Origin of the sequence: Flagellimonas algicida (assembly GCF_049629585.1) — a bacterium.
Lineage (GTDB): Bacteria > Bacteroidota > Bacteroidia > Flavobacteriales > Flavobacteriaceae > Flagellimonas.
In genome coordinates this window covers 15,034-41,091 of record NZ_JBMYIX010000003.1, presented here as the reverse complement: position 1 = coordinate 41,091, position 26,058 = coordinate 15,034, and the positions used below count along the sequence as shown (strand labels likewise).

General features: G+C 45.5%; 20 protein-coding genes. 15 read left to right on the top strand and 5 right to left on the bottom strand.

What is annotated here, in order from left to right; genetic code table 11:
- Positions 1-294: 294 nt before the first annotated feature.
- Together ACPD8L_RS13965 and ACPD8L_RS13960 are read right to left on the bottom strand one after the other, a co-directional pair.
- A complete protein-coding gene (locus tag ACPD8L_RS13965; protein WP_423943903.1) occupies positions 295-729 on the bottom strand; it encodes a glycoside hydrolase family 20 zincin-like fold domain-containing protein in 435 nt (144 codons plus the stop codon).
- Between the two features lie 54 nt (positions 730-783).
- Positions 784-1,839 carry a carbohydrate-binding family 9-like protein gene (locus tag ACPD8L_RS13960; RefSeq protein WP_423943902.1) on the bottom strand — a complete coding sequence of 352 codons (1,056 nt, stop codon included), beginning with the start codon at positions 1,837-1,839 and terminating at the stop codon, positions 784-786.
- A gap of 237 nt (positions 1,840-2,076) precedes the next feature.
- Here ACPD8L_RS13960 and ACPD8L_RS13955 point away from each other — a divergent pair, with 237 nt between their 5' ends.
- Together ACPD8L_RS13955 and ACPD8L_RS13950 are read left to right on the top strand one after the other, a co-directional pair.
- A complete protein-coding gene (locus ACPD8L_RS13955) occupies positions 2,077-3,159 on the top strand; it encodes a sensor histidine kinase (protein WP_423943900.1) in 1,083 nt (360 codons plus the stop codon).
- Entirely contained in the window at positions 3,156-3,887 is a 732-nt protein-coding gene (locus ACPD8L_RS13950; RefSeq protein ID WP_293303350.1) for a LytR/AlgR family response regulator transcription factor, read from the top strand. Before ACPD8L_RS13955 ends, ACPD8L_RS13950 begins: the two co-directional genes overlap by 4 nt.
- Positions 3,888-3,889: 2 nt before the next feature.
- Here the strand turns inward: ACPD8L_RS13950 and ACPD8L_RS13945 are convergent, their stop codons facing one another.
- The 3 genes from ACPD8L_RS13945 to ACPD8L_RS13935 all read right to left on the bottom strand — a co-directional run bounded on the left by ACPD8L_RS13945 (position 3,890) and on the right by ACPD8L_RS13935 (position 7,434).
- A complete protein-coding gene (locus ACPD8L_RS13945; protein ID WP_421810679.1) occupies positions 3,890-4,927 on the bottom strand; it encodes a sialidase family protein in 1,038 nt (345 codons plus the stop codon).
- Positions 4,928-4,995: 68 nt separating this feature from the next.
- Positions 4,996-5,709 (bottom strand): gluconate 2-dehydrogenase subunit 3 family protein, encoded by a 714-nt coding sequence (locus tag ACPD8L_RS13940; protein ID WP_116217062.1) that lies wholly within the window; start codon positions 5,707-5,709, stop codon positions 4,996-4,998.
- 3 nt (positions 5,710-5,712) lie between these two features.
- Positions 5,713-7,434, bottom strand: coding sequence for a GMC family oxidoreductase (locus ACPD8L_RS13935; protein ID WP_116217061.1), 1,722 nt, complete (start codon positions 7,432-7,434; stop codon positions 5,713-5,715).
- 399 nt (positions 7,435-7,833) lie between these two features.
- On the opposite strand from ACPD8L_RS13935, the gene ACPD8L_RS13930 reads away from it, so the two are divergent.
- The 13 genes from ACPD8L_RS13930 to ACPD8L_RS13870 all read left to right on the top strand — a co-directional run bounded on the left by ACPD8L_RS13930 (position 7,834) and on the right by ACPD8L_RS13870 (position 26,056).
- Positions 7,834-8,703 carry an AraC family transcriptional regulator gene (locus ACPD8L_RS13930; RefSeq protein WP_423943898.1) on the top strand — a complete coding sequence of 290 codons (870 nt, stop codon included), beginning with the start codon at positions 7,834-7,836 and terminating at the stop codon, positions 8,701-8,703.
- 103 nt (positions 8,704-8,806) lie between these two features.
- Positions 8,807-10,123: an L-fuconate dehydratase gene (locus tag ACPD8L_RS13925; RefSeq protein WP_423943897.1), complete on the top strand. Its 1,317-nt coding sequence runs from the start codon at positions 8,807-8,809 to the stop codon at positions 10,121-10,123.
- Positions 10,120-11,460 carry an alpha-L-fucosidase gene (locus ACPD8L_RS13920; protein ID WP_423943895.1) on the top strand — a complete coding sequence of 447 codons (1,341 nt, stop codon included), beginning with the start codon at positions 10,120-10,122 and terminating at the stop codon, positions 11,458-11,460. Before ACPD8L_RS13925 ends, ACPD8L_RS13920 begins: the two co-directional genes overlap by 4 nt.
- Positions 11,457-13,064 carry a sulfatase family protein gene (locus tag ACPD8L_RS13915; RefSeq protein ID WP_423943893.1) on the top strand — a complete coding sequence of 536 codons (1,608 nt, stop codon included), beginning with the start codon at positions 11,457-11,459 and terminating at the stop codon, positions 13,062-13,064. Before ACPD8L_RS13920 ends, ACPD8L_RS13915 begins: the two co-directional genes overlap by 4 nt.
- A gap of 13 nt (positions 13,065-13,077) precedes the next feature.
- Positions 13,078-13,848 (top strand): SDR family NAD(P)-dependent oxidoreductase, encoded by a 771-nt coding sequence (locus ACPD8L_RS13910; RefSeq protein WP_116217057.1) that lies wholly within the window; start codon positions 13,078-13,080, stop codon positions 13,846-13,848.
- A gap of 11 nt (positions 13,849-13,859) precedes the next feature.
- A complete protein-coding gene (locus tag ACPD8L_RS13905; RefSeq protein WP_423943891.1) occupies positions 13,860-15,335 on the top strand; it encodes an alpha-L-fucosidase in 1,476 nt (491 codons plus the stop codon).
- Positions 15,336-15,359: 24 nt separating this feature from the next.
- The gene (locus ACPD8L_RS13900) at positions 15,360-16,217 is read left to right on the top strand and encodes a fumarylacetoacetate hydrolase family protein (RefSeq protein WP_423943889.1); all 858 of its coding nucleotides are present in this window, start codon (positions 15,360-15,362) and stop codon (positions 16,215-16,217) included.
- A 25-nt stretch (positions 16,218-16,242) separates the two neighbouring features.
- On the top strand, positions 16,243-17,715 hold the full coding sequence (locus ACPD8L_RS13895) for a sulfatase family protein (RefSeq protein ID WP_423943888.1): 1,473 nt from the start codon (positions 16,243-16,245) through the stop codon (positions 17,713-17,715).
- Positions 17,716-17,726: 11 nt separating this feature from the next.
- The gene (locus tag ACPD8L_RS13890) at positions 17,727-18,554 is read left to right on the top strand and encodes an amidohydrolase family protein (RefSeq protein ID WP_423943886.1); all 828 of its coding nucleotides are present in this window, start codon (positions 17,727-17,729) and stop codon (positions 18,552-18,554) included.
- Positions 18,555-18,607: 53 nt separating this feature from the next.
- Complete coding sequence (locus ACPD8L_RS13885; RefSeq protein ID WP_423943885.1) at positions 18,608-20,956, top strand: glycoside hydrolase family 95 protein; 2,349 nt, start codon at positions 18,608-18,610, stop codon at positions 20,954-20,956.
- A complete protein-coding gene (locus tag ACPD8L_RS13880) occupies positions 20,957-22,351 on the top strand; it encodes an alpha-L-fucosidase (protein ID WP_423943884.1) in 1,395 nt (464 codons plus the stop codon).
- Position 22,352: 1 nt separating this feature from the next.
- Positions 22,353-23,906 (top strand): sulfatase, encoded by a 1,554-nt coding sequence (locus ACPD8L_RS13875; protein ID WP_423943882.1) that lies wholly within the window; start codon positions 22,353-22,355, stop codon positions 23,904-23,906.
- Positions 23,903-26,056 (top strand): glycoside hydrolase family 36 N-terminal domain-containing protein, encoded by a 2,154-nt coding sequence (locus ACPD8L_RS13870; RefSeq protein WP_423943880.1) that lies wholly within the window; start codon positions 23,903-23,905, stop codon positions 26,054-26,056. The genes ACPD8L_RS13875 and ACPD8L_RS13870 overlap by 4 nt, the downstream gene beginning before the upstream one ends.
- Positions 26,057-26,058 lie beyond the last annotated feature (2 nt).

Sequence of the window (26,058 nt, the reverse complement as noted above, 5' to 3'; positions counted from 1 at the left end):
TATTCTTTTTCAGTTAATTACATTCAATCTTTCAGATTTTGAAACACCAACCCTTTTACACAAAACAAAACTGGTCGGAACAATACTGCACCGACCAGTGTTTAGGCAATTAACTAAAACTAAAGTATTCATACTGATTACTTTTTAAAGATGTAATAAAAGTACTTTTTACTGAAAATTTTTAGACCAATGACCTTGCTTGATAGCTCAACATCAAGGAGCTATAAAAAAACAACCGCAAAGGTCAGAACCGTCTCTCCGGTTTTAATCCCAAAAAGCATCTTTGGGTTTCCCTCAAATCTTGGTATAACCTTCCTTGATTTCCATGGCAGGTAATCTCCAATCCATTCCCTCCTTTTCTTGCCCTCTACGTGAAAGCAGTTGCATCAAATCTTCCTGTGCACGGACAAGCCCTTCGCTGGATGAAGATTCCACGACAATACAGTTGGGCGTGACCGACAGAAGATACACCCCTTCTTCCAAATTTGGGTTTATTTTAAGCCAAATATAATTTTGCTGTGGCCTGTGCGCCTCCACCTTTAATTCCCAACCTACTGTTTTTTGAAATAAGGATTTCAGCACAAGGGAGGACGTATCCCTAACCCCAAGTCCCTCGTCAAGAACATAGCGCGTATCCGCGGTAAACTCAAAATATTGCCCACTGCCCATCTCGCCGTGCACGGCCTTTGGTGGTGCACCTATATTGTCCAAGCAAGATAGTGCCGACAAGGACAAAACAATTACTAAGACTTTGACAATAGGTACCCTCATTTGGTATTGAGCTTACGGATGGTATTTCCCATCTTCCTTGATCAGGTATAATTTTCCGGTGAACGGACTCTTTGCTTGGATTGACCAACCGGCCCGGTGTACTTCCAAATCAACCTCTACCTTGGTACCATCGGCCAATACAGGTTTTATTGAAAGCTCACTTAGCTTCTGGGCCCATTTCTTATTTTTTGAAAAATATTTTTTTTGATCTCGGTAGAACTTATATAGCAGCCATCTAATCTGTTCGTCCTTTGGGATTTTGAAGGTATCCGGGTTCCCAGCTTCGTTGGGTGAAAAATAAGCATAACCCCAATGCTCCGGTTCATGCATATTAATGACCCCTTGGGGAGACCAGACCCAATTGTATTCCCTAAGAAATTTACCGTTGGCATCCTTCTTACGGTAATATTTCCCATCAATAAGGTCAAAATCCCAATTGACCCTAGAAAAATTGATCCTCCAAAAATCTCCTTCAGGAATCTTGTTACTGCCACTGGTTTCTTTCAAAACAGCCCAAGGCATGGCCACTTCCACACTCCATCCCTTATCAATATCAGATGGATCATTCAAGGTACCATCTACATGGACCCCGGTTTTAAGACCCAGTATTTCCCAACTGTCCACAATGGCTCCCGGCTCCCGATACGGTTTTGTCAACAAAAGGTCCCAGACCGTGTTCAAGGCATTCATTTCAAATTCGTAATAATTATGGGTATCCCCATCCGGGTCTATAAAAATTTCAAAGTCGTTGTTATAAAAGATGACCGTATCCCGTTGCTTTAAGTTTGCCCAGACATGGGGCTCCTTGAGTTCGGCATAGAAGTATAGATAGTTTTCATCCCAAAGCATCCGGACATTGGTCTGGTAGGTCGGTGTTTTTATACCTTCTATATCTATAAAATTTTCTGAAACCTGGGCCTTGTCCCAAACCTCCTCCTTGGCCATTCCATCTATTTGCATGGGCTCATTGGTCTTATAAACCACCATGGACCGAGGTTCCCCGATATTTTGGCCCCAACTGACCATACACACCCCCATCAACAAACCAAACAATATCTTTTGGGCCATGCCTTTCATTTTTAACATCCTTATCCTTGTATTACGCATTAATCATCCCCACCCCTTCATGGTCCAATATTCCACAATGGAAATAAATTCCTTTCTTTGCCAAAAAAGGAAGGCCTTGGCCGAAGTTGCATCGGGATATTTGTAAAAATTCCTAATTTAATCTGTATTTCAGGCTCTTTATTAGACCAATGACAGCTATCCGAAGCCAAATGTTAAAATAAAGCAACCTTTTGTTCCATGTATTTGCAAAAACAGCTCAAGAATAAATTTTTGGTGAATGCCGTTGCGGATTATAAAATCACAGCATGGCACCACGTTGTGTTCTGGGCCATTTATTTTACTTTCAATTTTTTGAGGTGGGGCAGCTATTTCAATGACTACCTATACTCCTTCAAATCGAACCTTTTAGGATTCCCCATCCATATTACACTTACCTACTTTACCATTTACTACTTAATCCCAAAATTCATATTCAAACGGAAAATTTTCACTTTCATCATCATCTTGGTATCCAGTATTTTTTTGATGGTGTATCTTAAGTTTCTCCTCACCTATTATTTAATAAGTTATAATGTTTGGCCCGAAGGGCCTGAAACCCATACCCTCACCTTTAATTTCACTGTTGTTATGATGTTGGGGGAACTTTACGTGATCTCATTTGTGACCTCCATTAAACTGACCATGGATTGGTTGCGGGAGACCGGGAGGGTGGCCAAATTGGAAAAAGAACAGTTGGAAACTGAGCTACGGTTTTTACGGGCGCAGATATCTCCGCATTTCTTCTTCAACACCCTTAACAATATTTACTCCCTCAGTCTGGAAAAATCCGACAAAACCCCGGAGACCATAATCAAGCTCTCCGACCTTATGCGCTACGTATTGTATGAGACCAAGGACAAGGACCAAAGCTTGGCCAAGGAAATTGTGTTCATACAAAACTACTTGGACTTGGAAAAAATACGCTACACCCAAAACTTACAGCTTGATTTTGAAGTCATTGGAAATCCAAAAGGAAAAAAAATTGCCCCCATGTTACTGGTTCAATTCATTGAAAATGCCTTTAAGCATGGGGCCAATCAAAATATTGGAAAAGTCCGGATAAGTATCCAAATCAATATTGAGGACAAGTTTCTGCACTTTAAAGTCAGCAACACCAAACCCAAAAACCCTGCCGTTCCGATCAAAAAGAAAACAGGGGGTATTGGACTTTCCAATGTGGAGAAAAGATTGAAACTACGATATGGCGATGATGAATATCGATTGGGTATCCATGAAGAATTGGATGAATATATTGTAAACCTAAAGCTCAAGCTCAGATGAAGCTCAAATGCGTAATAATAGATGATGAACCTTTGGCTGTAAAGGTGATACAGAACTACATTTCCCAAATCAAGGAATTGGAGGAAATCAAGTCTTTTAACAATGCCATTGACAGCCTTCCCTTTATCAGGGAACACAAACCCGATTTGCTTTTTTTGGACATCAACATGCCCGTTATTGACGGTTTCAGTTTTTTGGACAGTCTGGACAGCAAGCCCATGGTGGTGATCACTTCAGCCCATGCCGAGCATGCCGCCAAAGGTTTTGACCTGGAAGTATTGGATTATTTGGTAAAACCCATAGCCCTTCCCCGATTTATCAAAGCGGTGAACAAAGCCGTGGCCAATGTCCAAAAAAATCAAAAATGGGACGGCCTGCGAGAGCATGTTTTTGTAAAGGTGGACAAGAAAAAAATGAAGAAAATCCATCTGGATGAGATCATTCTGGTGGAGAGCCTCAAGGATTATATCAAAATCGTGACCATCAATGGCAACCATGTGGTACATAAGACCCTAAGCGCCTTTACCGATGAGATTTCCAACGAAAGGTTCATACGGATCCACCGATCCTATACCGTATCCTTGGACAAAATTGAAGCCTTGGAAGGGAATAGTGTGGAAATCGGAGGAAAGCGATATGTCATTGGAAGGAGTTATCTGGAAGATGTTAAGGCCCGTATTTTGGATCAGTCCATCTCTCCGGGAAATAAATCGGATTCCACAGATTAGGTTTACTTTAGCCCTATCTGCACTTTTACGTATTTGATCTTTGACCTATCGTAGGTATAGGATATATGTATCATACCTTGAGCATCTTGGATGATGGCAGGATAGCTGTATTCCCCTTCATCGTGGTCTTCCAGTTTCAGGACATCGACCCATTCATTTCCATCATCACTATAGGCTAGATTTAATTTTTCGCGCCCATTGGACCAATCCTCCCCACTAACCCCGGGATTGTACACGAGCAAATATCCTCCCTCCTTCAAAGAAACTGCATCTATGCCACTATTAGGATTGGGAACGGAAGTTTTGGATGCCATGGACCAGGTCAACCCAGAGTCACTGCTCACACTTTCCATAATCACATCTTGATTACTTCGCAACAGCGCTTTTATGTCTCCATTCGGGAGGCGTAACAATGTAGGTTGAATTGTTTTAACACCTTCCTCTGAGGGGATATGTGCCTTGGTCCAAGTAGTTCCACCATCAGCGGATATTTCCACATGGGATTTCCAAATGGCGCCATCCTCAATTTCCACACTGGATGGACTCAAGACAAGCTCATTCCCAACCTGTATGGGTTTATTCTTTATGGGCCCTAATATTCCTTCGGGCAATCGATGGGATTTAGACCAAACTTCTTTTTGGGTATCCATGATGGAGTACATGCCCCACCATGTCGAAGGAGAAGGTCCTACCTTGTAGAACATTACAACCTCATCCTGATGATTTCTAAACAGTACTGGGTTCCAACAAGGGTATCTGAGGGTATCGTTGACCACCCCGTCGGCAATTAACGTAGGGGCACTCCAATTTCCGGTACTGTTGGAGCTCGCGTAAATGGCTACATCAGGGTGCCTTTCGTGGGTACCTCCAAACCAAGCCGCCAATACCGAACCGTCATCCATCCCAATCAAAGTGGAGGCATGGCACTGGGCAAAAGGGGCTTCTTCAAAAATAAATTCTTCCGAAAGCACCTTTACTTTCGGAACAGGAAAATCTTGGGAAAAACCAAAGGCCCAGAACAGACACATCAATGTCCACATACCGGGCCTTATCATTTTATACATTCCTGTACTGAACAGGATCAACGAAATATTTTTCGAAAACAAAATCAGCTAATGAGATTACCGTCTTCATCCCATTCAGCCACAATGTTCCGTTTGCTTTGGTCCACACATTTGGCCAACCACTCGGGCTCGTAGGACACCCCATGCTGATCAAGGACATCTTGGGGAACACCGTCCCATACATTGGGCATGTTTCCTTTGTAACCCAGTTCCTCTATACCAATTTTTGAAGTATAGAATCCTGTCATGGTATGGTTCCTCACCAAAGAGAAGAAGTTCACCTCAAAGGGTCTTTCACTTGAAGGCACATCTGGATCGTAATAGGCAATCCCGTCCAGAATACTTTTTTGCTGTTCTTCCGTGGCTGATTTGAACTCGGTTCCAAATTCGGTATTGCTCTTGTGGTCCAACCACATTAATCCACCTCTAAGATCCACCTGCATTTGTGGTATGTCCTTGGCCATGAACTCTATAAAGGGTACCACTTCGGCATCGGAAGCACTTTTGAACTCTGCGCCTCCCGGTAAGATCAAATCACAAAGCACGGTCATGGTGGCCGCTTCATGATCATTGAAAAAGCGCTCCCTTTCCAACTCGGCCACATGCTCATTTTCCCTATCGGTGCGCCATTTTACCGCAGTGGGGTCCAAAGCGACCTCTTCAACCGGGGTTTCCGCTCCAGGCTTACATCCATTAATGGCCAAACCTCCGGCCACGGAACCCAATACAATCGATTTTAAACTTTTCCTTCTATCCATGACCTACAGGTTTTGCTTTTTCAATTGATCCACTATATACTCTGAAGCCCTCCATGAGAGTGCCAAAATTGTCCATGTACAGTTTTTGTCGGCTTGGGACACAAAAGGTCCTGCATCCACTACAAAAACATTGTCCGCATCGTGCAGTTGTTGGTACTTATTGGTTACCGATGTTCTTGGGTCGTCTCCCATACGGGTGGTTCCCACTTCGTGGATGATACGCCCCGGGGTGTGCAGACCGTAATCCGCCTCTTTTCCGGGCTTGCTTCCGAGCACTTCCCCACCCAGATTGGTCAGTATTTGCTCAAAGGTATCGTGCATGTGAATGGCTTGCTTATGCTCATATTCGGACCATTTATAATGGAAACGCAATACGGGTATCCCCCACTCATCGACCGTGTTCGGGTCTATTTCACAATAGTTGTCCTTATAGGCGATGGACTCACCACGTCCACTTAGGCCCACCAAGGCACCATAGTATTTTTTGGCATCGCTACGGAGCACATCTCCGTATCCACCGACCTTGGTCCCGAAGAATTTATTGAACTCGTTGACATTAAACCCAAAACCGTAGCTAGGCATACCCATACCGCCCCATATTTCAATATGGTAGCCCCGTGGGAAATCCAATTTGGAGTTATCGCCCCACCAGGGTGAGTATACGTGCATTCCGCCTACCCCATCTTCGTTGTAAGATACCTTTCGGTTCATCAAATCGGGAACGAAGGCCATTCTGTCCGCACCCGTGGAATCATGGAGATATTTACCCACAATATCACTACTGTTCCCCAATCCATTGGGATGTTGCGGACTTTTGGAATTCATCAGAATCCTAGCGGTACTACAGGCAGATGCACCCAATACCACTACTTTGCCCTTGAGCTTATATTCTTTTCTGTCTTCTTTATTGATATAGGAAACTCCCGTGGCCTTACCTTCATCATCAACCGTTACTTCACGCACCACACAGTTCACGAACAAGTCCACCTGCCCCCTACTCTTTTGGGCCGGGAAAATTAAACAGGTCCCTGCTGAAAAATCAGCATATACCTGACAAGCCCGACTACACTGTCCACAATAAAAACAAACCCCTCTGTCATTGTTGATCCGTTTGGTGAGCATGGACATCCGCGAAGGATATACCGGAACACCGGTTTTTCTCGCTCCTTTGATATAGAAAAGTTCGTGTAGTCTTGGTTTTGGTGGGGGAAGGAAAAATCCATCTGGATTGTTATGGATATTTTCCTTGGTTCCAAACACCCCGATCATTTTGTCCACCTTATCGTAGTATGGCTTTACGTCATCGTAGCTTATGGGCCAATCATCTCCGTGACCATCAATACTTTTATGTTTAAAATCGTCCGGACCAAAACGCAAAGAGATACGCCCCCAGTGGTTGGTACGCCCTCCCAACATGTGTGAACGGAACCAATCGAACTTGGTGCCATCCTTGTGGGTATAAGGCTCACCTTCTATTTCCCAACCTCCATAAGCAGAGTCAAAATCTCCAAAGGGCCGTACGGTACTAGCTCCCCGTCTGGGTGACTCATAGGGCCATCGTAGCTGGGTTTTTTGTTCTGGATCGGCGGGGTCGAAAAACGGACCTGCCTCTACAACGGCCACTTTCAGGCCGGCATCGGCCAATACTTTTGTGGCCATACCTCCACCTGCACCAGAGCCCACGATTATGGCATCATAGACTGTTGAATTTTCTATTATCTGCATTGCGTCAAAACTTCTTTTTTATGAATTAAATGTAGGAATCGGCTCCCCAAGAACGAAAAATAGGGGTAAAAATTCAATACGGCAATAATTGCACATCAAAATCTTGAATTTTCACAGCCAAACCAACTTTTTTATGGCATATTGATAATATTCCCAATTTTCCACAAAGCATCTTTAATTTTTTAGACCAACGACGGGTTCAAATAGATTAACGCATAAAAAAAGTATATAAAACCTTTTAAAACCAGCTTATGCACTTTTGCAAAAACCCCATTTCCCATTCCATCCATCACAATCCCGTTTACTTACCTATCTACGCCATCGAAACGTACTTTTTTTACCTAAATGTGTTTGTTTTTATTTAATATGTATATTTATGCGCATTGAATTTGATATCCCATGAAACTTCACTTGCTGAACCGTAGGAGCAATACTGGCTCCTCCTTTACCATCACGCACAACCGATATCCCCATTTTTTAAAGATTTGGCACTATCATGCTGAGTTGGAACTGGTAATGATCAAGAAGAGTACAGGCACCCGGTTTATTGGTGACAGCATCCAAAAATTCCAAGTGGGCGAAGTAGTGCTTTTAGGGAAGAACCTACCCCATATGTGGTTAAATGATGAGTCTTATTTTGAGGAAGACATCCCTGATGCCGCCGAAGCCATATCCATCCATTTCACCGAGGATTTTTTAGGTGACCCCTTATTCAAGTCCCCTGAATTTTCGCATATTGGACTCATGCTTCGGACCGCATTGAGAGGCATTAAGTTCCATGCCATTCCGCCAGTCATTTACGAGTCTTTTGAAAACATGCTTTCCTTGGATCCCTTTTCCAAAGCCATAGCACTGATTGAATTGTTGAATCAATTGGCCAGACACAAAGAATACGAATTATTGTCCAGCATTGGATACGTGAACAGCTTTGGACAAATTGAAAATGAAAGACTTCGTAAAGTATATGAATACATTTTTGACAATTTCAAGAGTGATGTGAACCTAAACAATGTGGCCGAATTGGTCGGGATGAACCCATCAGCATTCAGCCGATTCTTTAAACGAATACACAGAAAACCTTTTACGCGATATCTCAACGAAATACGCATTGGGTACGCCTGTAAACTTTTACTTGAAAGTGAGAACAGCATTGCAGGAGCTGCTTATGAATCAGGGTTCAATAACATTTCCAACTTTAATCGACAGTTCAAGGCCATAAAAGCCATTTCCCCTACTGATTACATCAAATCATACAAAAAATCCGGATGATTTTGCATTAAGGCAAAAAAAGTACTGAATTCGGTACTTTTTGAGGTAGCGTATAAGCCCCAGCACTTCTAATTTTGGTAAGATTCACACTAGTTTAATCTTTATGCCTACAATTACAGCCCTTGAAGTGCGCGATATCCGCTTTCCTACCAGTAAATCACTGGATGGTTCGGATGCCATGAATCCTGACCCCGATTATTCGGCGGCCTATGTCATTTTAAAAACAGATCATCCCCAGAACCTGGAAGGCCATGGGCTTACCTTTACCATTGGCCGGGGCAATGAAATCTGCGCCGCTGCCATCAATGCCATGTCCCATTTGGTTGTAGGCAAAAGCCTAGAAAGTTTTACGGCAAATATGGGTGCTTTTTGGAAAATGGTCACAGGCGACAGCCAATTGCGATGGTTGGGGCCCGAAAAAGGAGTCATACACTTGGCAACCGGGGCCTTGGTCAATGCCGTTTGGGACCTGTATGCCAAAATCGAGGGAAAACCACTTTGGAAACTCATAGCGGATATGAGCCCAGAAGAACTGCTCTCCTGCGTTGATTTCACATACATTACCGATGCCATTACGCCTGCAGAGGCCTTGGAGATCCTTAAAAAGCAAGAATCCACCAAAAAAGAACGCATTGACGCCCTATTGAGCAACGGTTACCCTGCCTACACCACCTCAGCAGGTTGGTTGGGCTATTCCGATGAAAAAGTGAGACGCTTATGTCGTGAAGCCAAGGAAGAAGGTTTTACCCATATGAAAATGAAAGTGGGTTCCGACCTAAAGGACGATATGCGTAGAGCCGCACTCATCCGGGAAGAAATTGGCAATGACCTTAAACTGATGATGGATGCCAACCAAAAATGGGATGTACAGGAAGCCATCGATAATATGGCCCAACTCAAAAAATTCAACCCATATTGGATTGAGGAGCCTACAAGCCCTGACGACATATTGGGACATGCCAAAATAGCCCAAGCCGTAGCCCCCATCAAAGTGGCTACCGGAGAGCACTGTCAAAATCGGGTCATTTTTAAACAATTTATGCAAGCTGGGTCTTTTGAGATTTGTCAGATAGACAGCTGCAGGGTTGGTGGTGTCAATGAAAACTTGGCCATATTGCTCATGGCCGCCAAATTCAATATTCCCGTATGCCCCCATGCCGGCGGAGTGGGGCTATGCGAGTACGTACAGCACCTCTCCATGATAGACTACATCTGCATTAGCGGCAGTATGGAAGGCCGGGTAATCGAATATGTGGACCACCTCCACGAACATTTTCTGGACCCTGTGGTCATTAAAAATGGCGCTTATATGCCCCCCAGCATGCCTGGGTATAGCATCCAGATGAAAGAACAATCTTTGGAAGACCATGCCTTCCCTAGTGGAAAAGTGTGGAACACCCTTCAAACCTCAACGATATGAAACATCTAACAAAAATCTGTACTGCCCTAATTCTTTTTTGCAACCTATTGGTCCAAGGCCAAGGCCAAAAAAACTATCAACCCTCCCCCGAGAACCTTGAGGCCAGGCAATGGTTCCAAGACGCCAAATTTGGATTATTCGTACACTGGGGGGTCTATAGCATTCTAGGAGACGGCGAATGGGTCATGAACAACCAGAACATCCCCGTTGACGCTTATGAGAAATTGCCCGCATTTTTCAATCCCATAGATTTTGATGCCGAGGAATGGGTAAAAATGGTAAAGGATGCCGGGATGAAGTACATCACCATCACCAGTAGGCACCACGATGGGTTTTCCATGTTCGATACCAAGGCTAGCGATTACAATATTGTGGACAGTACTCCCTACGGAAAAGATGTATTGAAGCAATTGGCCGATGCCTGTAGAAAAGAGGACATCAAGCTATTTTTCTATTACTCCCTATTGGATTGGAACCGTGATGATTACTATCCAAGGGGAAGAACAGGCACAGGCATCCCTGGAAGAGGTGAAGGGGAATGGAAAGACTATATTGAATTTATGAAGGCCCAGCTCACCGAGCTTTTGACCAATTATGGGGATATCGCCGGAATTTGGTTTGATGGTCATTGGGACCAAAAAGAATGGGACGGCAAGAAATTTGGAAAATTGAAGGTAGATTGGCACTATGATGAGATCTACAAATTGATCCATGACCTTCAGCCCCAATGCTTGATTGGGAACAACCACCATATTGCCCCTATTGAAGGGGAGGATTTCCAGATGTTCGAAAAAGACCTGCCCGGGAGAAATACCACAGGCTTTGGCACCTCGGAATCCGATATAGGCCAACTGCCCTTTGAAGTTTGTGAGACCATCAATGGATCATGGGGTTTTAACCTTCAGGACAGAAAACACAAATCTGAAAAAGAGTTGGTACAGTACATTGTAAAGGCCGCTGGCTATGGTAGCAACCTATTGTTGAACGTTGGCCCAATGCCCAATGGAAAAATTCAGGACGAACACAAGGAATCCCTAAAACAAATGGGAGACTGGTTGCGTAAAAATGGAGAGACCATTTATGGGACCAAAGCGGGCCCTTCGGGCCCAACCGATGAATATGCCACTACCCAAAAAGGCAAAACAATCTACGTGCACCTGTTGCAGAACAAGGACGTGGTCTTTATTGAAGGATTCAACCAGCGAATCAAGCAAATAACCTATTACGGTACCCAGCAAAAAGTGACCCATGAACTCAACGATTATGGCCTTTTGTTGAAAATTCCGGAAGGCCGTCAAGACCCCATAGATACTATCTTGGAAATAACCCTCAGATGATCACGTATGGCAAACATATAATCACACTGCTGCTATTGGCGTTGCCCATCCTGGGTTGCAAAAAGACCGTACAGGAGAGCAGTAAAGTTCAGGCACATCCCAATATCATTTATGTATTGGCGGATGATTTGGGCTACGGGGACATTGGGGCCTTTAATCCCCACGGGAAAATAAAGACCCCGGCCATAGATCAACTGGCCGCAGAGGGAATAAGGTTCACCGATGCCCACACTTCGTCAGCGGTATGTACGCCAACCCGTTATGGAATTCTCACCGGTCGTTACAACTGGCGAAGCCCATTGAAAAGCGGTGTGCTCACCGGGGCTTCAAAAGCACTCATCCCAAAAGAGAGGACCACCGTGGCTTCCTTGCTCAAAAAGCAGGGCTACCATACCGCTTTTATTGGAAAATGGCACTTGGGTTGGGACTGGGCACTCAAATCGACCGATAGTACCCTTGGAGAAGGATGGAACTACGAAGATTTCAGCAACATCGATTTTTCAAAACCGATTACCAACGGTCCCAATAGCCTTGGTTTTGATTATGCCTATGGCCATTCGGGCTCTTTGGACATGGCTCCCTATGTCTATGTTGAAAATGGAAAGGCCACCATGGTTCCGGATTCCGTCACGGAAGATACCGGAAAGTACACGTGGTGGCGAAAGGGCCCTACCTCCAAGGATTTTATCCATGAAGATGTGACCCCCAACTTTTTCAGAAAGTCTTTCGCGCACATCAAGGAAAGGGCCAACAAAGAGGAACCTTTCTTTTTATATCTGGCCTTGCCTTCACCACATACGCCCATCCTTCCCACTGAGGAATGGCAGGGAAAGAGCGACATAAATCCCTACGCGGATTTTATGATGATGATCGATGATTATATGGGGCAACTGGCCGAAGTTTTAAAGGAAACCGGGATAGAAGAGGAAACTATGGTCATCTTTACCAGCGACAATGGGTGTTCCCCCCAAGCGGATTTTGCGGTTTTGGCCGAAAAAGGACATGACCCCAGTTATGTGTTCCGGGGTCATAAAGCGGATATTTATGAAGGAGGCCATCGGGTTCCCTTTATCGTGAAATGGCCTAAAAAAGTGCAGCCCGGCAGCTCTTCGGACCAGACCATCTGTACTACGGATTTCTTTGCCACTGCTGCAGAAATCACCGGGGCTCAACTTCAGGAAAATGAAGGCGAGGACAGTTTTTCCATGCTTCCCTTATTAATGGATTCCCCTTCATCCAACTACGAACGTACTTCAATCGTCCATCATTCCATAAACGGGAGTTTTGCCCTACGAAAAGGAAAATGGAAATTGATTTTTGCCCCGGGTTCTGGGGGATGGAGTTCTCCCAAACCAAATTCTGAGGAAGAGAAAGGCCTTCCGGCGTATCAATTATATGACCTGACCACGGATATATCAGAACAAGAAAACCTTCAGGGAAAGTATCCTGAGGTTGTGAAAGAACTAAAAGCGGAGATTATATCCTTGATCGCCAATGGACGAAGCACGCCAGGCAACACCCAATCCAACGAAATGCCCTTGAATGGGAAGCCTTGGGAACAGATAGTACAATTTACCGACGCGAACAGTTCGGCTTCAAACTAAAATCAATTTACAGATGAGCGCATTCAATTTAAAAGGAAAAATAGCTTTGATCACCGGTGGTGCCAGTGGTATTGGAAAGGCCATTTCCTTAAAGTTTGCCGAAAATGGGGCCACGGTGCACCTTTTGGAATACAATAGTGAAGAAGGAGGGAAAACCGCCCAAGAAATACAGGATTTGGGAGGCATTGCCCATTTCCACCAATGCGATGTTTCCAATCACCAACAGGTAAAGCAAGTCATCAACGAAATTCCCAAAGTGGATATTTTGGTCAACAATGCCGGAATAGCCCATGTGGGGAATATAGAGGGCACTTCGGAAGCTGATATGGACCGGCTGTACCAAGTGAACATCAAAGGGGTCTACAACTGCATCCATGCTGTTATTGGCAAAATGAAGGAACAGGGTTCCGGGGTTATCCTGAACATGGCCTCAATCGCTTCATCGGTGGGTATTCCCGATAGGTTTGCCTATTCCATGACCAAGGGGGCCGTACTGACCATGACCTATTCCGTAGCCAAGGATTATGTGGAAAATGGCATCCGATGCAACTGCATATCCCCAGCTCGGGTGCATACACCTTTTGTGGATGGTTTCTTGGCCAAAAACTATCCGGGAAATGAAAAGGAAATGTTTGAAAAATTGTCCAAGACCCAACCCATTGGCCGTATGGGAAAACCAGAGGAAGTGGCCAATCTTGCCCTTTATCTATGTTCTGATGAAGCCTCGTTCATTACGGGCACGGATTTTCCCATTGATGGTGGGTTTATCAAATTGAACGCATAATACACAACAACATGACCCAACTAAAAACTATAGCTACCCTTTGTCTCTTGATGATGATCGGAGAACTTTCCGCACAAGCCGTTTATGAAGATGAGCGTTACGTACCTGAGACCGACCCCTTGGTCCTAAAAAAACTGGACGAATGGCAAGATTTGAAATTCGGATTGCTGATGCACTGGGGACCCTACAGCCAATGGGGCATTGTGGAATCCTGGTCCATCTGCCCTGAAGAATATGGCTGGTGCGAACGAAAAAAAGGTGACAATCCAGATAATTACTTTGCCTACAAGAAAGAATACGAAGGGCTTCAGACCACCTTCAATCCTGTAAAGTTCAACCCAGAAAAGTGGGCCAATGCCGCCAAGAATGCCGGGATGAAATATGTAGTGTTCACCACGAAGCACCACGATGGTTTCAGCATGTTCGATTCAAAATACACGGATTATAAAGTCACCGATTCCAAAACCCCATTCAGTACCCACCCCAAGGCGAATATCACCAAGGAAATTTTTAATGCGTTCCGTGGTGAAGGACTCTGGGCCGGGGCTTATTTTTCAAAACCGGATTGGCACCACCCCAGCTATTGGGACCCCTATTATCCGCCAAGGGACCGAAACGTGAACTATGAACCTGAAGCCAATCCTGAAAAATGGAATCAATTTATTGATTTCACCCACAACCAAATTTTGGAATTGCTCACGGATTATGGGAAAGTGGACATTTTATGGCTCGATGGCGGATGGGTGGCCAAGACCCCAAAATCCCAAATCAACAGTTGGTACGACCAACAGTTGGTGAACAATGACAATGGCTATCTGAAACACCGTATCGTAAACCAGGACATCCGAATGGACGAATTGGTGGAAAAAGCCCGGGAAAAACAACCCGGCCTCATTGTGGTGGACAGGGCCGTTCATGGAAAAAACCAAAACTACCTCACTCCCGAAAATAGGGTTCCGGAAAAAGCATTGCCTTATCCATGGGAATCCTGCATCATCGCTGGGGGCGGATGGTCCTATGCCTTCAATGCGAAATACATGACCACAAACAAAGCGGTTCACACTTTAGTGGACATTGTGGCCAAAGGGGGGAACCTATTGTTGAACATTGCCCCAAGTCCAGAAGGCGAATGGGACCAAGGCGCCTATGACCTACTCCAAGGTATCGGGGATTGGATGGATGTCAACAACGAGGCCATCTATGGCACCGAGGCCATTGCTCCATACAAGTTTGAAAAGGTATGCTTAACCTCCAAACCGGATGGAAGTCTGTACCTCATCTATCTAATGGACGAAAATGAGGAAGTGCTCCCGGACACCGTGGTGTTTAAAGACCTACCTATGGAAAAAATCCGAAAAGCAACGATTTTGGGGGCCAATGGCAGGGTGAAATGGCAGAAAAATGGGGACAATACCGTATTTACCATTCCATCTTCGGCCAAAACCAGCCTAAAGGGAACCGTTGCCTTTACAATCAAGTTAAAATAAAACACAAATAAAGAACACTTATCTATGAAACTGATACGATTTGGTGAAGAAGGAAAAGAGAAACCCGGTATACAGACCGAAGATGGCAAATGGTTGGATGTTTCCGCTTTTGGCCAAGATTATAATGAGGAGTTTTTTGGGGGTGATGGGCTGTCCAGATTAGCAGATTGGCTGGAAAAAAATGGTTCCAATTGCCCAGAGGTTTCCAAGGAAACCCGTTTGGGTGCTCCATTGTGCAGACCGTCCAAAATGGTTTGTGTAGGACTCAATTATGCCAAACATGCTGCCGAAGGCGGCATGGCCGTACCCAAGGAACCTGTATTGTTCTTCAAGGCCACCTCGGCCATTGTGGGACCCAACGATGATTTGGTCATCCCCAAGAACAGTGAAAAGACCGACTGGGAAGTGGAACTTGCCATTGTCATCGGCAAAAAAGCATCCTATGTTTCCAAAGAACAGGCCTTGGACCACGTGGCGGGTTATGTATTGCACAACGATTACAGCGAACGCGCATTTCAGTTGGAACGTGAAGGTCAGTGGGTAAAAGGAAAAAGCTGTGACACCTTTGCTCCTCTTGGTCCCTTTATTGCCACTCCCGATGAAATCAAAGACCCTCATGCACTCCGCCTGTGGCTCAAGTTGAATGGGAAGATGATGCAGGACAGCAGCACTTCGGATTTCATTTTTGACATTCCAACACAGATCAGTTACATCAGTCAATTTATGACCCTGCTGCCCGGTGATGTGATTTCCACAGGAACTCCATTTGGAGTGGGACTGGGCTTAAAGCCCCCTACTTACTTGAAACCGGGTGACGTAGTGGAATTGGGCATTGATGGACTGGGAAGTTCAACGCAAACGGCGAAAGCTTACGGACAATAATTATTTCAACAGTAAACATGAAAAAATGAAGTGGCCCAAACCAACATACACACTTTTAATCAGCACTTTAGTCTTTTTGGGATGTAAAGACACTCCTAAAGACCAAGTGGATATTTCTGTGCAAAAGCCCAACATCATTTTTCTGTTTACGGACGATCAAAGTTATCGCGACCTTCATGCCCTTGGCAATTCGGAGGTCCGCACCCCGGCCATGGACCAATTGGTGGCGGAAGGCACCACCTTTACCCATGCCTATAATATGGGCGGTTGGAACGGTGCCATTTGTGTGGCCTCAAGGGCAATGATCATCAGTGGACGGTCGGTTTGGCGCGCCCAAGAGGTTTCCAAATCCTTTTCCCAAAACAAGGATTTCGATAAGACTTGGCCCCAGTTGCTGAAAACGGTGGGCTATGAAACCTATATGACGGGCAAGTGGCATATCTCTGCCCCTGCCGATAGTATTTTCGACCACGTGGCACGTTCGCTCCGGGGCATGCCCTTTGATACCCCGGAAGGTTACAATAGACCGCTAAGTGTAAACGACACCCTTTGGCAACCATGGGATACGGATAGAGGAGGATACTGGCAAGGCGGAAAGCATTGGTCCGAACTGGTTCGGGACGATGCCCTTGGTTTTATTGACACGGCGGCCAATGCCGATGAACCTTTTTTCATGTACATTGCCTTTAATGCTCCGCATGACCCACGACAATCGCCCCGGGAATACGTGGAAAGTTATGATGTTGAGGATATTGCCCTTCCCAAATCGTTTTTACCCAAATACCCCTATGCAGAAGCCATGGGAGCAGGTCCAAACCTACGGGATGAAAAACTGGCCCCTTTTCCACGTACCGAGTATGCCATTAAAAAGAACCGTCAGGAATATTACGCCATCACCACCCATCTGGATGACCAAATTGCCATGATCCTTTCCAAACTGAAAGAGAAAGGGCTCGACAAAAACACCTACATCTTTTTCACCGCCGACCACGGGCTTTCTGTGGGTGAACACGGCCTACTGGGAAAACAGAACATGTACGACCACAGTGTACGGGTACCCTTAATGGTCGTGGGTCCTGATATTCCCAAAGGGAAAAAGGTGGAAAACGACGTATACCTGCAGGACATTATGGCCACAACCTTGCAATTGGCCGGAGTTGAAAAACCCGATTATGTTGAGTTCAGCAGTTTGTTACCCCAAATCAATCAAGATACCGAAGGGTTGGCAGAGGTATATGGGTGTTATGAAAAAGGATCACAGCGTATGATTCGAAAAGACGGTTGGAAACTCATTGTTTACCCACGGGCCGCAAAGCTTCGCTTGTACGACCTTACCAATGACCCCAATGAGCTGTTGGATGTGTCGGAACATCCAGACCAACAAGAAAAAGTGAAGACATTATTTACCGACTTGGTAAAACTCCAACAAAAAATGGGCGACACTTTACAACTTGATCCAGACACATATCCACAAACCAAGGAAATGAAAACACTATAAGATCGGAGCGGATGAAAATTGACAGCCATCAACATTTTTGGAGATATAACCCTAGCAGTCATGCTTGGATAGATTCCACCATGGGAGTCCTTAAAAAGGACTTTTTGCCCGAGGATTTGGAACCTTTGCTCCAAAACCATGAATTGGATGGTTGTGTTGCCGTACAGGCCGATCAATCCGAAGCGGAAACCGATTTCCTGTTGAAATGCGCCGAGGAACATCCCTTCATCAAGGGAGTGGTAGGTTGGCTGGATCTCTGTGCCGAAGATATCGAGGAAAAATTACAGGAATATTCAAAAAATCCTTTGTTGAAAGGCTTGCGACACATTGTCCAAGATGAACCAGATGAGTATTTTATGCTTCGTCCAGAATTCCTAAGAGGCATTTCCCTTTTGGAAAAATATGGGCTTACGTATGACATCCTCATATTCCCAAAACATTTATCCTCTGCCTTGGAACTCGTAAAATTATTTCCCAACCAACCTTTTGTGGTAGACCATATTGCCAAACCCAAAATAAATGGCAAAATAGAACCCTGTTGGGAACACTACATGAACCAACTTGGCCAACAAGACCATGTATATTGCAAGGCTTCCGGCATGGTCACCGAGGCCAAATGGGGCAAATGGTCCAAAAGTGATTTCATCCCCTATTTGGATGTGGTGTTCCAGTCCTTTGGCGCTGAGAGGCTCATGTTTGGTTCGGATTGGCCTGTTTGTCTGCTTTCGGCCGAATACAAGCAGGTAAATTGTATTTTGACCCAATATCTGACCAAATATCCGAGGGAATCTCGAAAGCAGGTCATGGGATTAACCGCTCAAAAGTTTTACAAACTATGATGATCAAATGCTCTTCTTTTGTTCCGAAGAACCCCATCCCATTAAAATTGAAAATGGGGCTGGTTTTCATTTTGACTGGTATCCTATCCAGCTTGAATGCTCAGGATTCCAAAGATATTTTATGGTATTCCAACCCCGCTGAAGAATGGATGCAGGCCCTTCCCATTGGTAACGGCCGTTTGGGGGCCATGGTTTTTGGAGGCCCTCTCAAGGAGCGCCTTCAACTGAACGAGGATTCCATGTGGGCCGGAGGACCCGATTGGGAAGACGCACAGGGAACTCCCGAAGACCTCGAAATGTTGCGGCAATTGTTGCGAGAAGGTAAAACTGCGGAAGTAGATAGCTTGATCGTTGAGAAATTCTCCAACAAGACTGTCCTACGCTCTCACCAAACCATGGGCGACCTTTTCATTGATTTTAAAGAAAGAGGGGAAATCACTGATTACCGCAGGGAACTGGACCTCAATCAAGCATTGGCCTCTACCTCCTATACCCTTAACGGCAACCTTTACACCCAAAAAGTATTCGCCTCCCAGCCCGATGATGCCATGGTGATGGAAATCACCACCACCTCCCCGAAAGGGTTGAATCTGGAACTTTCCCTAAGCAGACCTGAGGATCATGGCAAAGCCACAGTGAGTATTTCCAACCCTTCCCAAAATCAAATCAGTATGTTGGGGCAAGTGACCCAATATGGCGGAAAGCGGTTCTCCAAACCCTTGCCCATTGATCATGGGGTGCGTTTTGAGGTACGACTTCAGGTGGTGACCCCTGATGGAAAAATCACCGCCAAAGAAGGCAAGGTTTCTATAAAAGGAGCTCAAAAAGCCTTGATTTTTATTGTGGGCAATACCTCTTTCTATCAAGGCGACAATTTTCCTGAAAAAAATAACGAAACCCTTTCCAAAATCACGCAGAAGTCGTTTACATCGCTTTTGGAACAACATGTTTCGGACTACCAAAAACTTTACAACAGGGTCACTTTTGAATTAGGTGAAGACCATTTGGACCACATTCCTACCGATGAGCGCTTAAAACGCTGCAAGGATGGAAGCACAGATCTGGGATTGCAATCCCTGCTCTTTCAATATGGAAGGTACTTGTTGATTTCCTCTTCACGACCCAACACCAATCCGGCCAATCTGCAGGGGATTTGGAACGAACATCTTGAAGCACCTTGGAATGCCGATTACCACCTCAACATCAACCTGCAAATGAATTATTGGCCAGCAGAGGTCACTAATCTTAGTGAACTCCACCAACCTTTTTTCAATCTTATCGATAGAGTATTGGAACGAGGAAGAAAAACAGCCAAGGAACAATACGGTATTACCAGAGGTACCATGGCCCACCATACTACAGACCTTTGGGCCACCCCATTTATGCGGGCCGAAAGAGCCTATTGGGGATCGTGGATCCATGGGGGCGGATGGTGCGCCCAGCATTATTGGGAACACTATCAATTCACCCAAGACAAGGATTTTTTGCGTGATAGGGCCTATCCTGTCCTTAAGGACATTGCCTCTTTTTATCTGGATTGGTTGACTTGGGACCCCAAAAGCGAAAAATGGATCTCCACCCCGGAAACCTCACCGGAAAATTCCTATTACAACCCAGACGGAAAATCGGCCGCAGTTTCCATGGGAAGCGCCATGGGGCATCAAATCATTGGAGAGGTGTTCGATAATTTCTTGGAAACGGCCCAGATTTTGAACATCGAAGACGAGCTTGTGGAAGAGGTAAAAACCAAGAGAGCTGCACTACATCCCGGAGTGATCGTTGGAAAGGATGGACGCATCTTGGAATGGAACGAACCCTATGATGAACCTGAAAAAGGACATCGGCACATGTCGCATCTCTATGCCCTTCACCCTGGGGACGACATTACAGAAAACAATCCCGAAGCTTTTGCCGCTGCGCAAAAAACCATTGATTACCGATTGGAACATGGTGGTGCGGGAACCGGTTGGAGCCGTGTCTGGATGATCAATTTGAACGCCCGCCTATTGGATGGCACCTCAGCAGGGGAAAACATCCAAAAATTCTTTGAGGTCTCTTTGGCAAGCAATATGTTCGACATGCACCCCCCTTTCCAAATTGATGGTAATTTTGGATATACCGCCGGGGTGGCGGAACTGCTGACCCAATCGCACGAAGGTTTTATTCGATTGTTGCCTGCACTTCCTCCCAACTGGAAGGACGGAAAAATAACTGGCCTAAAGGCCAGGGGAAATATTGAGGTGGACATGAACTGGAAGAATGGTATCTTGGAGGAAGTTGCTTTTCGTTCCCCATCCGACACGAACATTACCATAAAATATGGCTCGTCCATGATTGACCTACCAATGAAGGCCAACGAAGAAATCAAGCTAAATACAAACCTTACAAAGACAAACGATTAAATGACCCCATATAAAATGACATCACCATTGCAAAAGAACATTATCCAGATAGCCCTTGACAAGTTGACCCAATTAGGCCTTCTAACCTTGCTATTTTTGACATCACTTCCCGGACATGCGCAGAACAATACACAACCGGAAGAAGAGAAGATGCAGTGGTTCCAAGATGCCAAACTGGGTATTTTTATCCACTGGGGCCTATATGCCGTAAACGGCATTGATGAGTCTTGGTCTTTTTTTAACGGGTATATTTCACACAACGATTACCTGAAACAGACCAATGGATTCACCGCCAAAAACTATGACCCAGTAGCTTGGGCCGACCTCATCAAAAAGAGTGGGGCGCGTTACTCGGTCATCACCTCTAAACACCATGATGGGTTTGCCCTTTGGGACAGCAAGTTTGGTGATTTTAACGCCAAAAAGGCTTCAGCCGCCAAAAGGGATGTGCTTTCCCCTTTTGTGAACGCCCTGAGAAAGGAAGGATTAAAAGTGGGCATCTATTATTCACTTCCTGATTGGTCCTATCAAGACTACACCCACCACACTAGGGACTCCATGCGGTATAAACCCGCGGATGACCCCAAGCGATGGAACACTTTTTTAAACTATTACCAAGGACAGCTCAAGGAACTTTCAAAAACCTACAATCCGGATCTATGGTGGTTTGACGGGGATTGGGAGCACAGTTCCGCGGAGTGGGAAGCCCCCAAGGTACGGCAAATGCTGCTCGACCGAAATCCCGGCACCATCATCAATTCCAGATTGCAAGGACATGGGGATTATGCCACTCCCGAGCAGGGTATGCCCGTTACCCGCCCCAAAGACAACTATTGGGAGCTCTGCATGACCATGAACAACTCGTGGGGGTATCAAAAAAATGATCATGACTATAAAAGTCTTGACCAATTGATCGGCATTTTTACCGATGTCATTTCATCGGGTGGAAACTTGTTGTTGGACATTGGCCCCAAAGGAGACGGTTCCATTCCCAAGGAACAGGAAGAACTATTGACTGGTTTGGGACGTTGGACCCAGAAGCACAAAGAGGCCATTTTTGATACAGGCGCGGGTATCCCAAAAGAACACTTTTATGGGCCCACTACGCTTTCAAAGGATAAAAGCATCCTGTATCTGTTCGTAAAGGGAAATCCAAACGGGGAAATCGTACTCCGGGGAATAAAGAACAAAATCAACCGCATATGGGTGGTTGGCGATGGCACCAAACTATCCCACAAAGTGGTGGGAAAAATATATTGGAGTCATTATCCAGGCATCAAATACATTCAAGTCCCCGATTATGTTTTGGATGAAAACATGACCGTTCTGGCCGTACTCTTGGATGGTAAAATAGACTTGTACCGCGAAGACGGTTCTGTAATTGAAAGCAACTAAGATGAAAACCGCACTACAACATTTTGGCTTTGTCCTACTCTTTGGAGCACTGCTTTTGGGCTGCAAGGAGCAAGAAAAAAAGCAAGAAGTATCACAACCCAATATTGTTCTCTTTTTGGTGGATGACATGGGGTGGCAAGACACCTCTGTCCCCTTTTGGAACAAGAGAACCCCGTTCAATGATCGGTACCGAACCCCCAACATGGAGCGTTTGGCCGCCGAGGGCATGAAATTTACCCAAGCCTATGCCACTCCCGTCTGTTCCCCTACACGGATAAGCCTTATCACCGGTATGAATGCCGCCCGACACCGGGTCACCAACTGGACCTTGCACAAAAATGCCATCCAGCCCATGGAGAACAACCATCCAACCTTGGGCTTTCCAAAGTGGAACACGAACGGCATCAACCCACAAGACAATACCGACTCACTAGCGGTATACGCTACCCCATTTCCACAAATTTTAAAGGACGCTGGCTACTTCACCGTCCATACAGGAAAAGCACATTTTGGGGCTATTGGAACCCCTGGCGAAAACCCATTGAATTTAGGTTTTGATGTGAATATTGCCGGACATGCCGCTGGCGCACCAGAAAGCTATTACGGGATGCAAAACTTCGGCAATGGAAAAAAAGGGAAGGAGATTTGGGCGGTACCCGGATTGGAGAAATACCATGGCAAGGACATTTTCCTCACAGAAGCATTGACCCAAGAAGCCTTGCAAAAATTGGATTCAAACCTTGACCAAAAGCCTTTTTTCCTATACATGGCGCACTACGCCGTACACACCCCCATCATGGGTGACCCAAGGTTTGTCCAAGGGTATTTGGACAAGGGCTTGGACAGCACCGAAGCCAAATATGCTTCCATGGTGGAAGGAATGGACAAAAGCTTGGGGGACATCATGGACTATCTGGAGGAAAAGCAGCTTGCAGAAAATACCATTATTCTCTTCATGTCGGACAATGGAGGATTGAGCGCCGTGGCCCGTGGTGGGGAACCTCATACCCACAACAAACCTCTGGCTAGTGGAAAAGGATCTATCTACGAAGGGGGAATCCGAGAGCCCATGTTGGTGAAGTGGCCCGGAAAGACCACTCCTGGTTCCGTGACCAATACCCCGGTCATCATAGAAGATTTCTTCCCTACCATTTTGGAAATGGCCGGTGTTGAAAGTCCAAAAGTTGTACAAGCGGTGGATGGACAAAGTTTCACTTCCCTATTGCAAGGTGACGACATCTCTGCCGATAATCGCCCCTTTTTCTGGCACTACCCCAATGAATGGGGACCCGAAGGACCCGGAATCGATGCGTTCAGTGCCATCCGATTGGGAGATTGGAAGTTGATTTATTTCCACAAAAACCAACAAATGGAACTCTATAACATCAAAGAAGATATTGGGGAAACCCAAAATAAGGTGGAGGGACATCCTGAAAAGGTAACGGAATTGGCCAAAATCCTTACGGAACATTTGATTGCAGTTGACGCCCAAATGCCTTTTGACAAAGCAACTGGGGAGCAAGTTCCTTGGCCCAATGCAACACAAACAGAATGAAGTTGAACCAAAAAAATAGTGTCCTGTTCCTCATACTACTTTGTAGTATGGTCTCTTTTGCCCAAGTCCAAACGGATTGGCTTCTGCAACCGGACACCTATAAAGCAGAAATAACGGAATCGGAAAATACCATCTTGTTGACCAATGGATTGGTACTTCGGAAAATTCAGTTGTCGCCCAATGCGGCCACGGTAGAGTTTAAAAACCTTACCACACAAGAAACCATGCTCCGTAGCATCAAGCCGGAAGCGGAAGTCACACTGAACGACAGTATTTATCACGTTGGTGGACTATATGGGTTGAAAGAGCATGGCTATTTCAAGGAATCGTGGTTAAAAGACCTAAAGTCCAAAACTTCCGATTTTCAATACACAAGCCATGTCATTGAAGATATAGAACCACGCATTGCTTGGAACCCCGAGCAACGATACAACACTGCGAAAAGTTTCTTTGCCACAGGAAAGCGCCTCATCCTAAAGTTCACCAACGCATCAAAAGAATTGGAAGGCGTTGAAGTCTTGATTCATTATGAAATTTTTGATGGGATGCCGTTGATCTCAAAATGGATTTCTGTGGAAAATCATGGAAAGAACACCATCACCCTAAACCGATTTAAAAGCGAACTGTTGGCCTTTCCAGAAGTGGAAAATCCAGTAGAGACTCCCAACACATGGCGAAAACCCAACTTGCATGTGGAGAGCAATTACGCTTTCGGTGGGTTTACAGCTGGCGAATCTACCGTAACCACATTTTGGGAGCAAGACCCGGAATACACCTCCCAAGTCAACTGGAAGATGGAGACCCCTTGCCTATTGGTGAGTCAACTCCCTGTAGGTCCCAACCTTGACCTAAAACCCGGAAGCACTTTTGAGAGTTTCAGGACCTACGAATTATTGTTGGAGGAACGGGGCAATCGGGAACAAACCGCACTCAGCCTCCGAAAAATGTATCGAAAACTGGCGCCATGGGTCACCGAAAATCCCATTTTCATGCATTTGACCAGCACGGACGAAAAAGAGGTGAAAGCCGCCATTGACCAATGTGTGGATACTGGTTACGAAATGGTAATCCTTAGCTTTGGAAGTGGGCTGAACATGGAGGACAATTCACCGGAAAACATCAAAAAATATAAGAAGCTGGCCGATTATGCCCATAGCAAGGGTATCGCCTTGGGCGGCTACTCCCTATTTTCTAGCCGAAGCATCAACGAATCCGTGGATGTCATCAACAAAGAAACCGGGAAACCGGGCGGCACCAAGTTTGGAAACGCTCCTTGCTTGGCCAGTGAATGGGGCAAGGACTATTTGGAAAAACTCAAGTTTTTCTTGAAAAATACAGGTTTTGATCTCTTGGAACATGACGGGCCCTACCCCGGCGACCACTGTGCATCCACCTCGCATAAATACCACAAAGGGTATGAGGATTCGCAATGGGTGCAATGGAACATGTCCGTGGATTTTTACCATTGGTTGCGGAAAAACGGCATCTACCTGAACGCTCCTGACTTTTACTTTTTGGAAGGCTCCAACAAATGCGGCATTGGTTATAGGGAGGTGAACTGGTCGCTTCCCCGGGAGCAACAGATTGTACTGGGGCGACAAAACATCTATGACGGCACTTGGGAAAAAACACCATCCATGGCTTGGACCTTTGTGCCGCTTACCGAGTATCACGGAGGCGGAAAAGCAGCTACTTTGGAGCCGCTAAAGGACCATTTGGATTCTTATGAGGCACACATGGCCCAAAACTATGGTTCCGGGGTGCAGGCCTGTTACCGTGGTCCCCGCTTATACGATTCCAAGGAAACCAAGGATCTGGTAATATCACAGATTGAACATTATAAAAAATACCGGGATATCCTAAACTCTGACATCATCCACCTCAAAAGACCCGATGGAAGGTCTTGGGACGGGTTTATGCATGTCAATCCAGATATAGAAAATAAAGGTCTGGTGATGCTGTTCAACCCCACGGATAAAACCATCACCGAAACCGTGGAAATCCCCATTTACTATACGGATGTTCATACTATCGCCCAAGTATCACACGAAGGAAAAAACCCAAAAGAATATACTGTCAATAGAAATTATACCCTTCCACTAAAAGTGGAAATAGCCCCGAACGGCTATACCTGGTATCTCATAAAATAAAA

Coding starts and splice junctions, on each gene's coding strand:
- ACPD8L_RS13960 (WP_423943902.1), bottom strand. CDS start 1,839: ATGGCCCAAAAGATATTGTTTGGTTTGTTGATGGGGGTGTGTATGGTC.
- ACPD8L_RS13955 (WP_423943900.1), top strand. CDS start 2,077: ATGTATTTGCAAAAACAGCTCAAGAATAAATTTTTGGTGAATGCCGTT.
- ACPD8L_RS13950 (WP_293303350.1), top strand. CDS start 3,156: ATGAAGCTCAAATGCGTAATAATAGATGATGAACCTTTGGCTGTAAAG.
- ACPD8L_RS13945 (WP_421810679.1), bottom strand. CDS start 4,927: ATGTGGACATTGATGTGTCTGTTCTGGGCCTTTGGTTTTTCCCAAGAT.
- ACPD8L_RS13940 (WP_116217062.1), bottom strand. CDS start 5,709: ATGGATAGAAGGAAAAGTTTAAAATCGATTGTATTGGGTTCCGTGGCC.
- ACPD8L_RS13935 (WP_116217061.1), bottom strand. CDS start 7,434: ATGCAGATAATAGAAAATTCAACAGTCTATGATGCCATAATCGTGGGC.
- ACPD8L_RS13930 (WP_423943898.1), top strand. CDS start 7,834: ATGAAACTTCACTTGCTGAACCGTAGGAGCAATACTGGCTCCTCCTTT.
- ACPD8L_RS13925 (WP_423943897.1), top strand. CDS start 8,807: ATGCCTACAATTACAGCCCTTGAAGTGCGCGATATCCGCTTTCCTACC.
- ACPD8L_RS13920 (WP_423943895.1), top strand. CDS start 10,120: ATGAAACATCTAACAAAAATCTGTACTGCCCTAATTCTTTTTTGCAAC.
- ACPD8L_RS13915 (WP_423943893.1), top strand. CDS start 11,457: ATGATCACGTATGGCAAACATATAATCACACTGCTGCTATTGGCGTTG.
- ACPD8L_RS13910 (WP_116217057.1), top strand. CDS start 13,078: ATGAGCGCATTCAATTTAAAAGGAAAAATAGCTTTGATCACCGGTGGT.
- ACPD8L_RS13905 (WP_423943891.1), top strand. CDS start 13,860: ATGACCCAACTAAAAACTATAGCTACCCTTTGTCTCTTGATGATGATC.
- ACPD8L_RS13900 (WP_423943889.1), top strand. CDS start 15,360: ATGAAACTGATACGATTTGGTGAAGAAGGAAAAGAGAAACCCGGTATA.
- ACPD8L_RS13895 (WP_423943888.1), top strand. CDS start 16,243: ATGAAGTGGCCCAAACCAACATACACACTTTTAATCAGCACTTTAGTC.
- ACPD8L_RS13890 (WP_423943886.1), top strand. CDS start 17,727: ATGAAAATTGACAGCCATCAACATTTTTGGAGATATAACCCTAGCAGT.
- ACPD8L_RS13885 (WP_423943885.1), top strand. CDS start 18,608: ATGGGGCTGGTTTTCATTTTGACTGGTATCCTATCCAGCTTGAATGCT.
- ACPD8L_RS13880 (WP_423943884.1), top strand. CDS start 20,957: ATGACCCCATATAAAATGACATCACCATTGCAAAAGAACATTATCCAG.
- ACPD8L_RS13875 (WP_423943882.1), top strand. CDS start 22,353: ATGAAAACCGCACTACAACATTTTGGCTTTGTCCTACTCTTTGGAGCA.
- ACPD8L_RS13870 (WP_423943880.1), top strand. CDS start 23,903: ATGAAGTTGAACCAAAAAAATAGTGTCCTGTTCCTCATACTACTTTGT.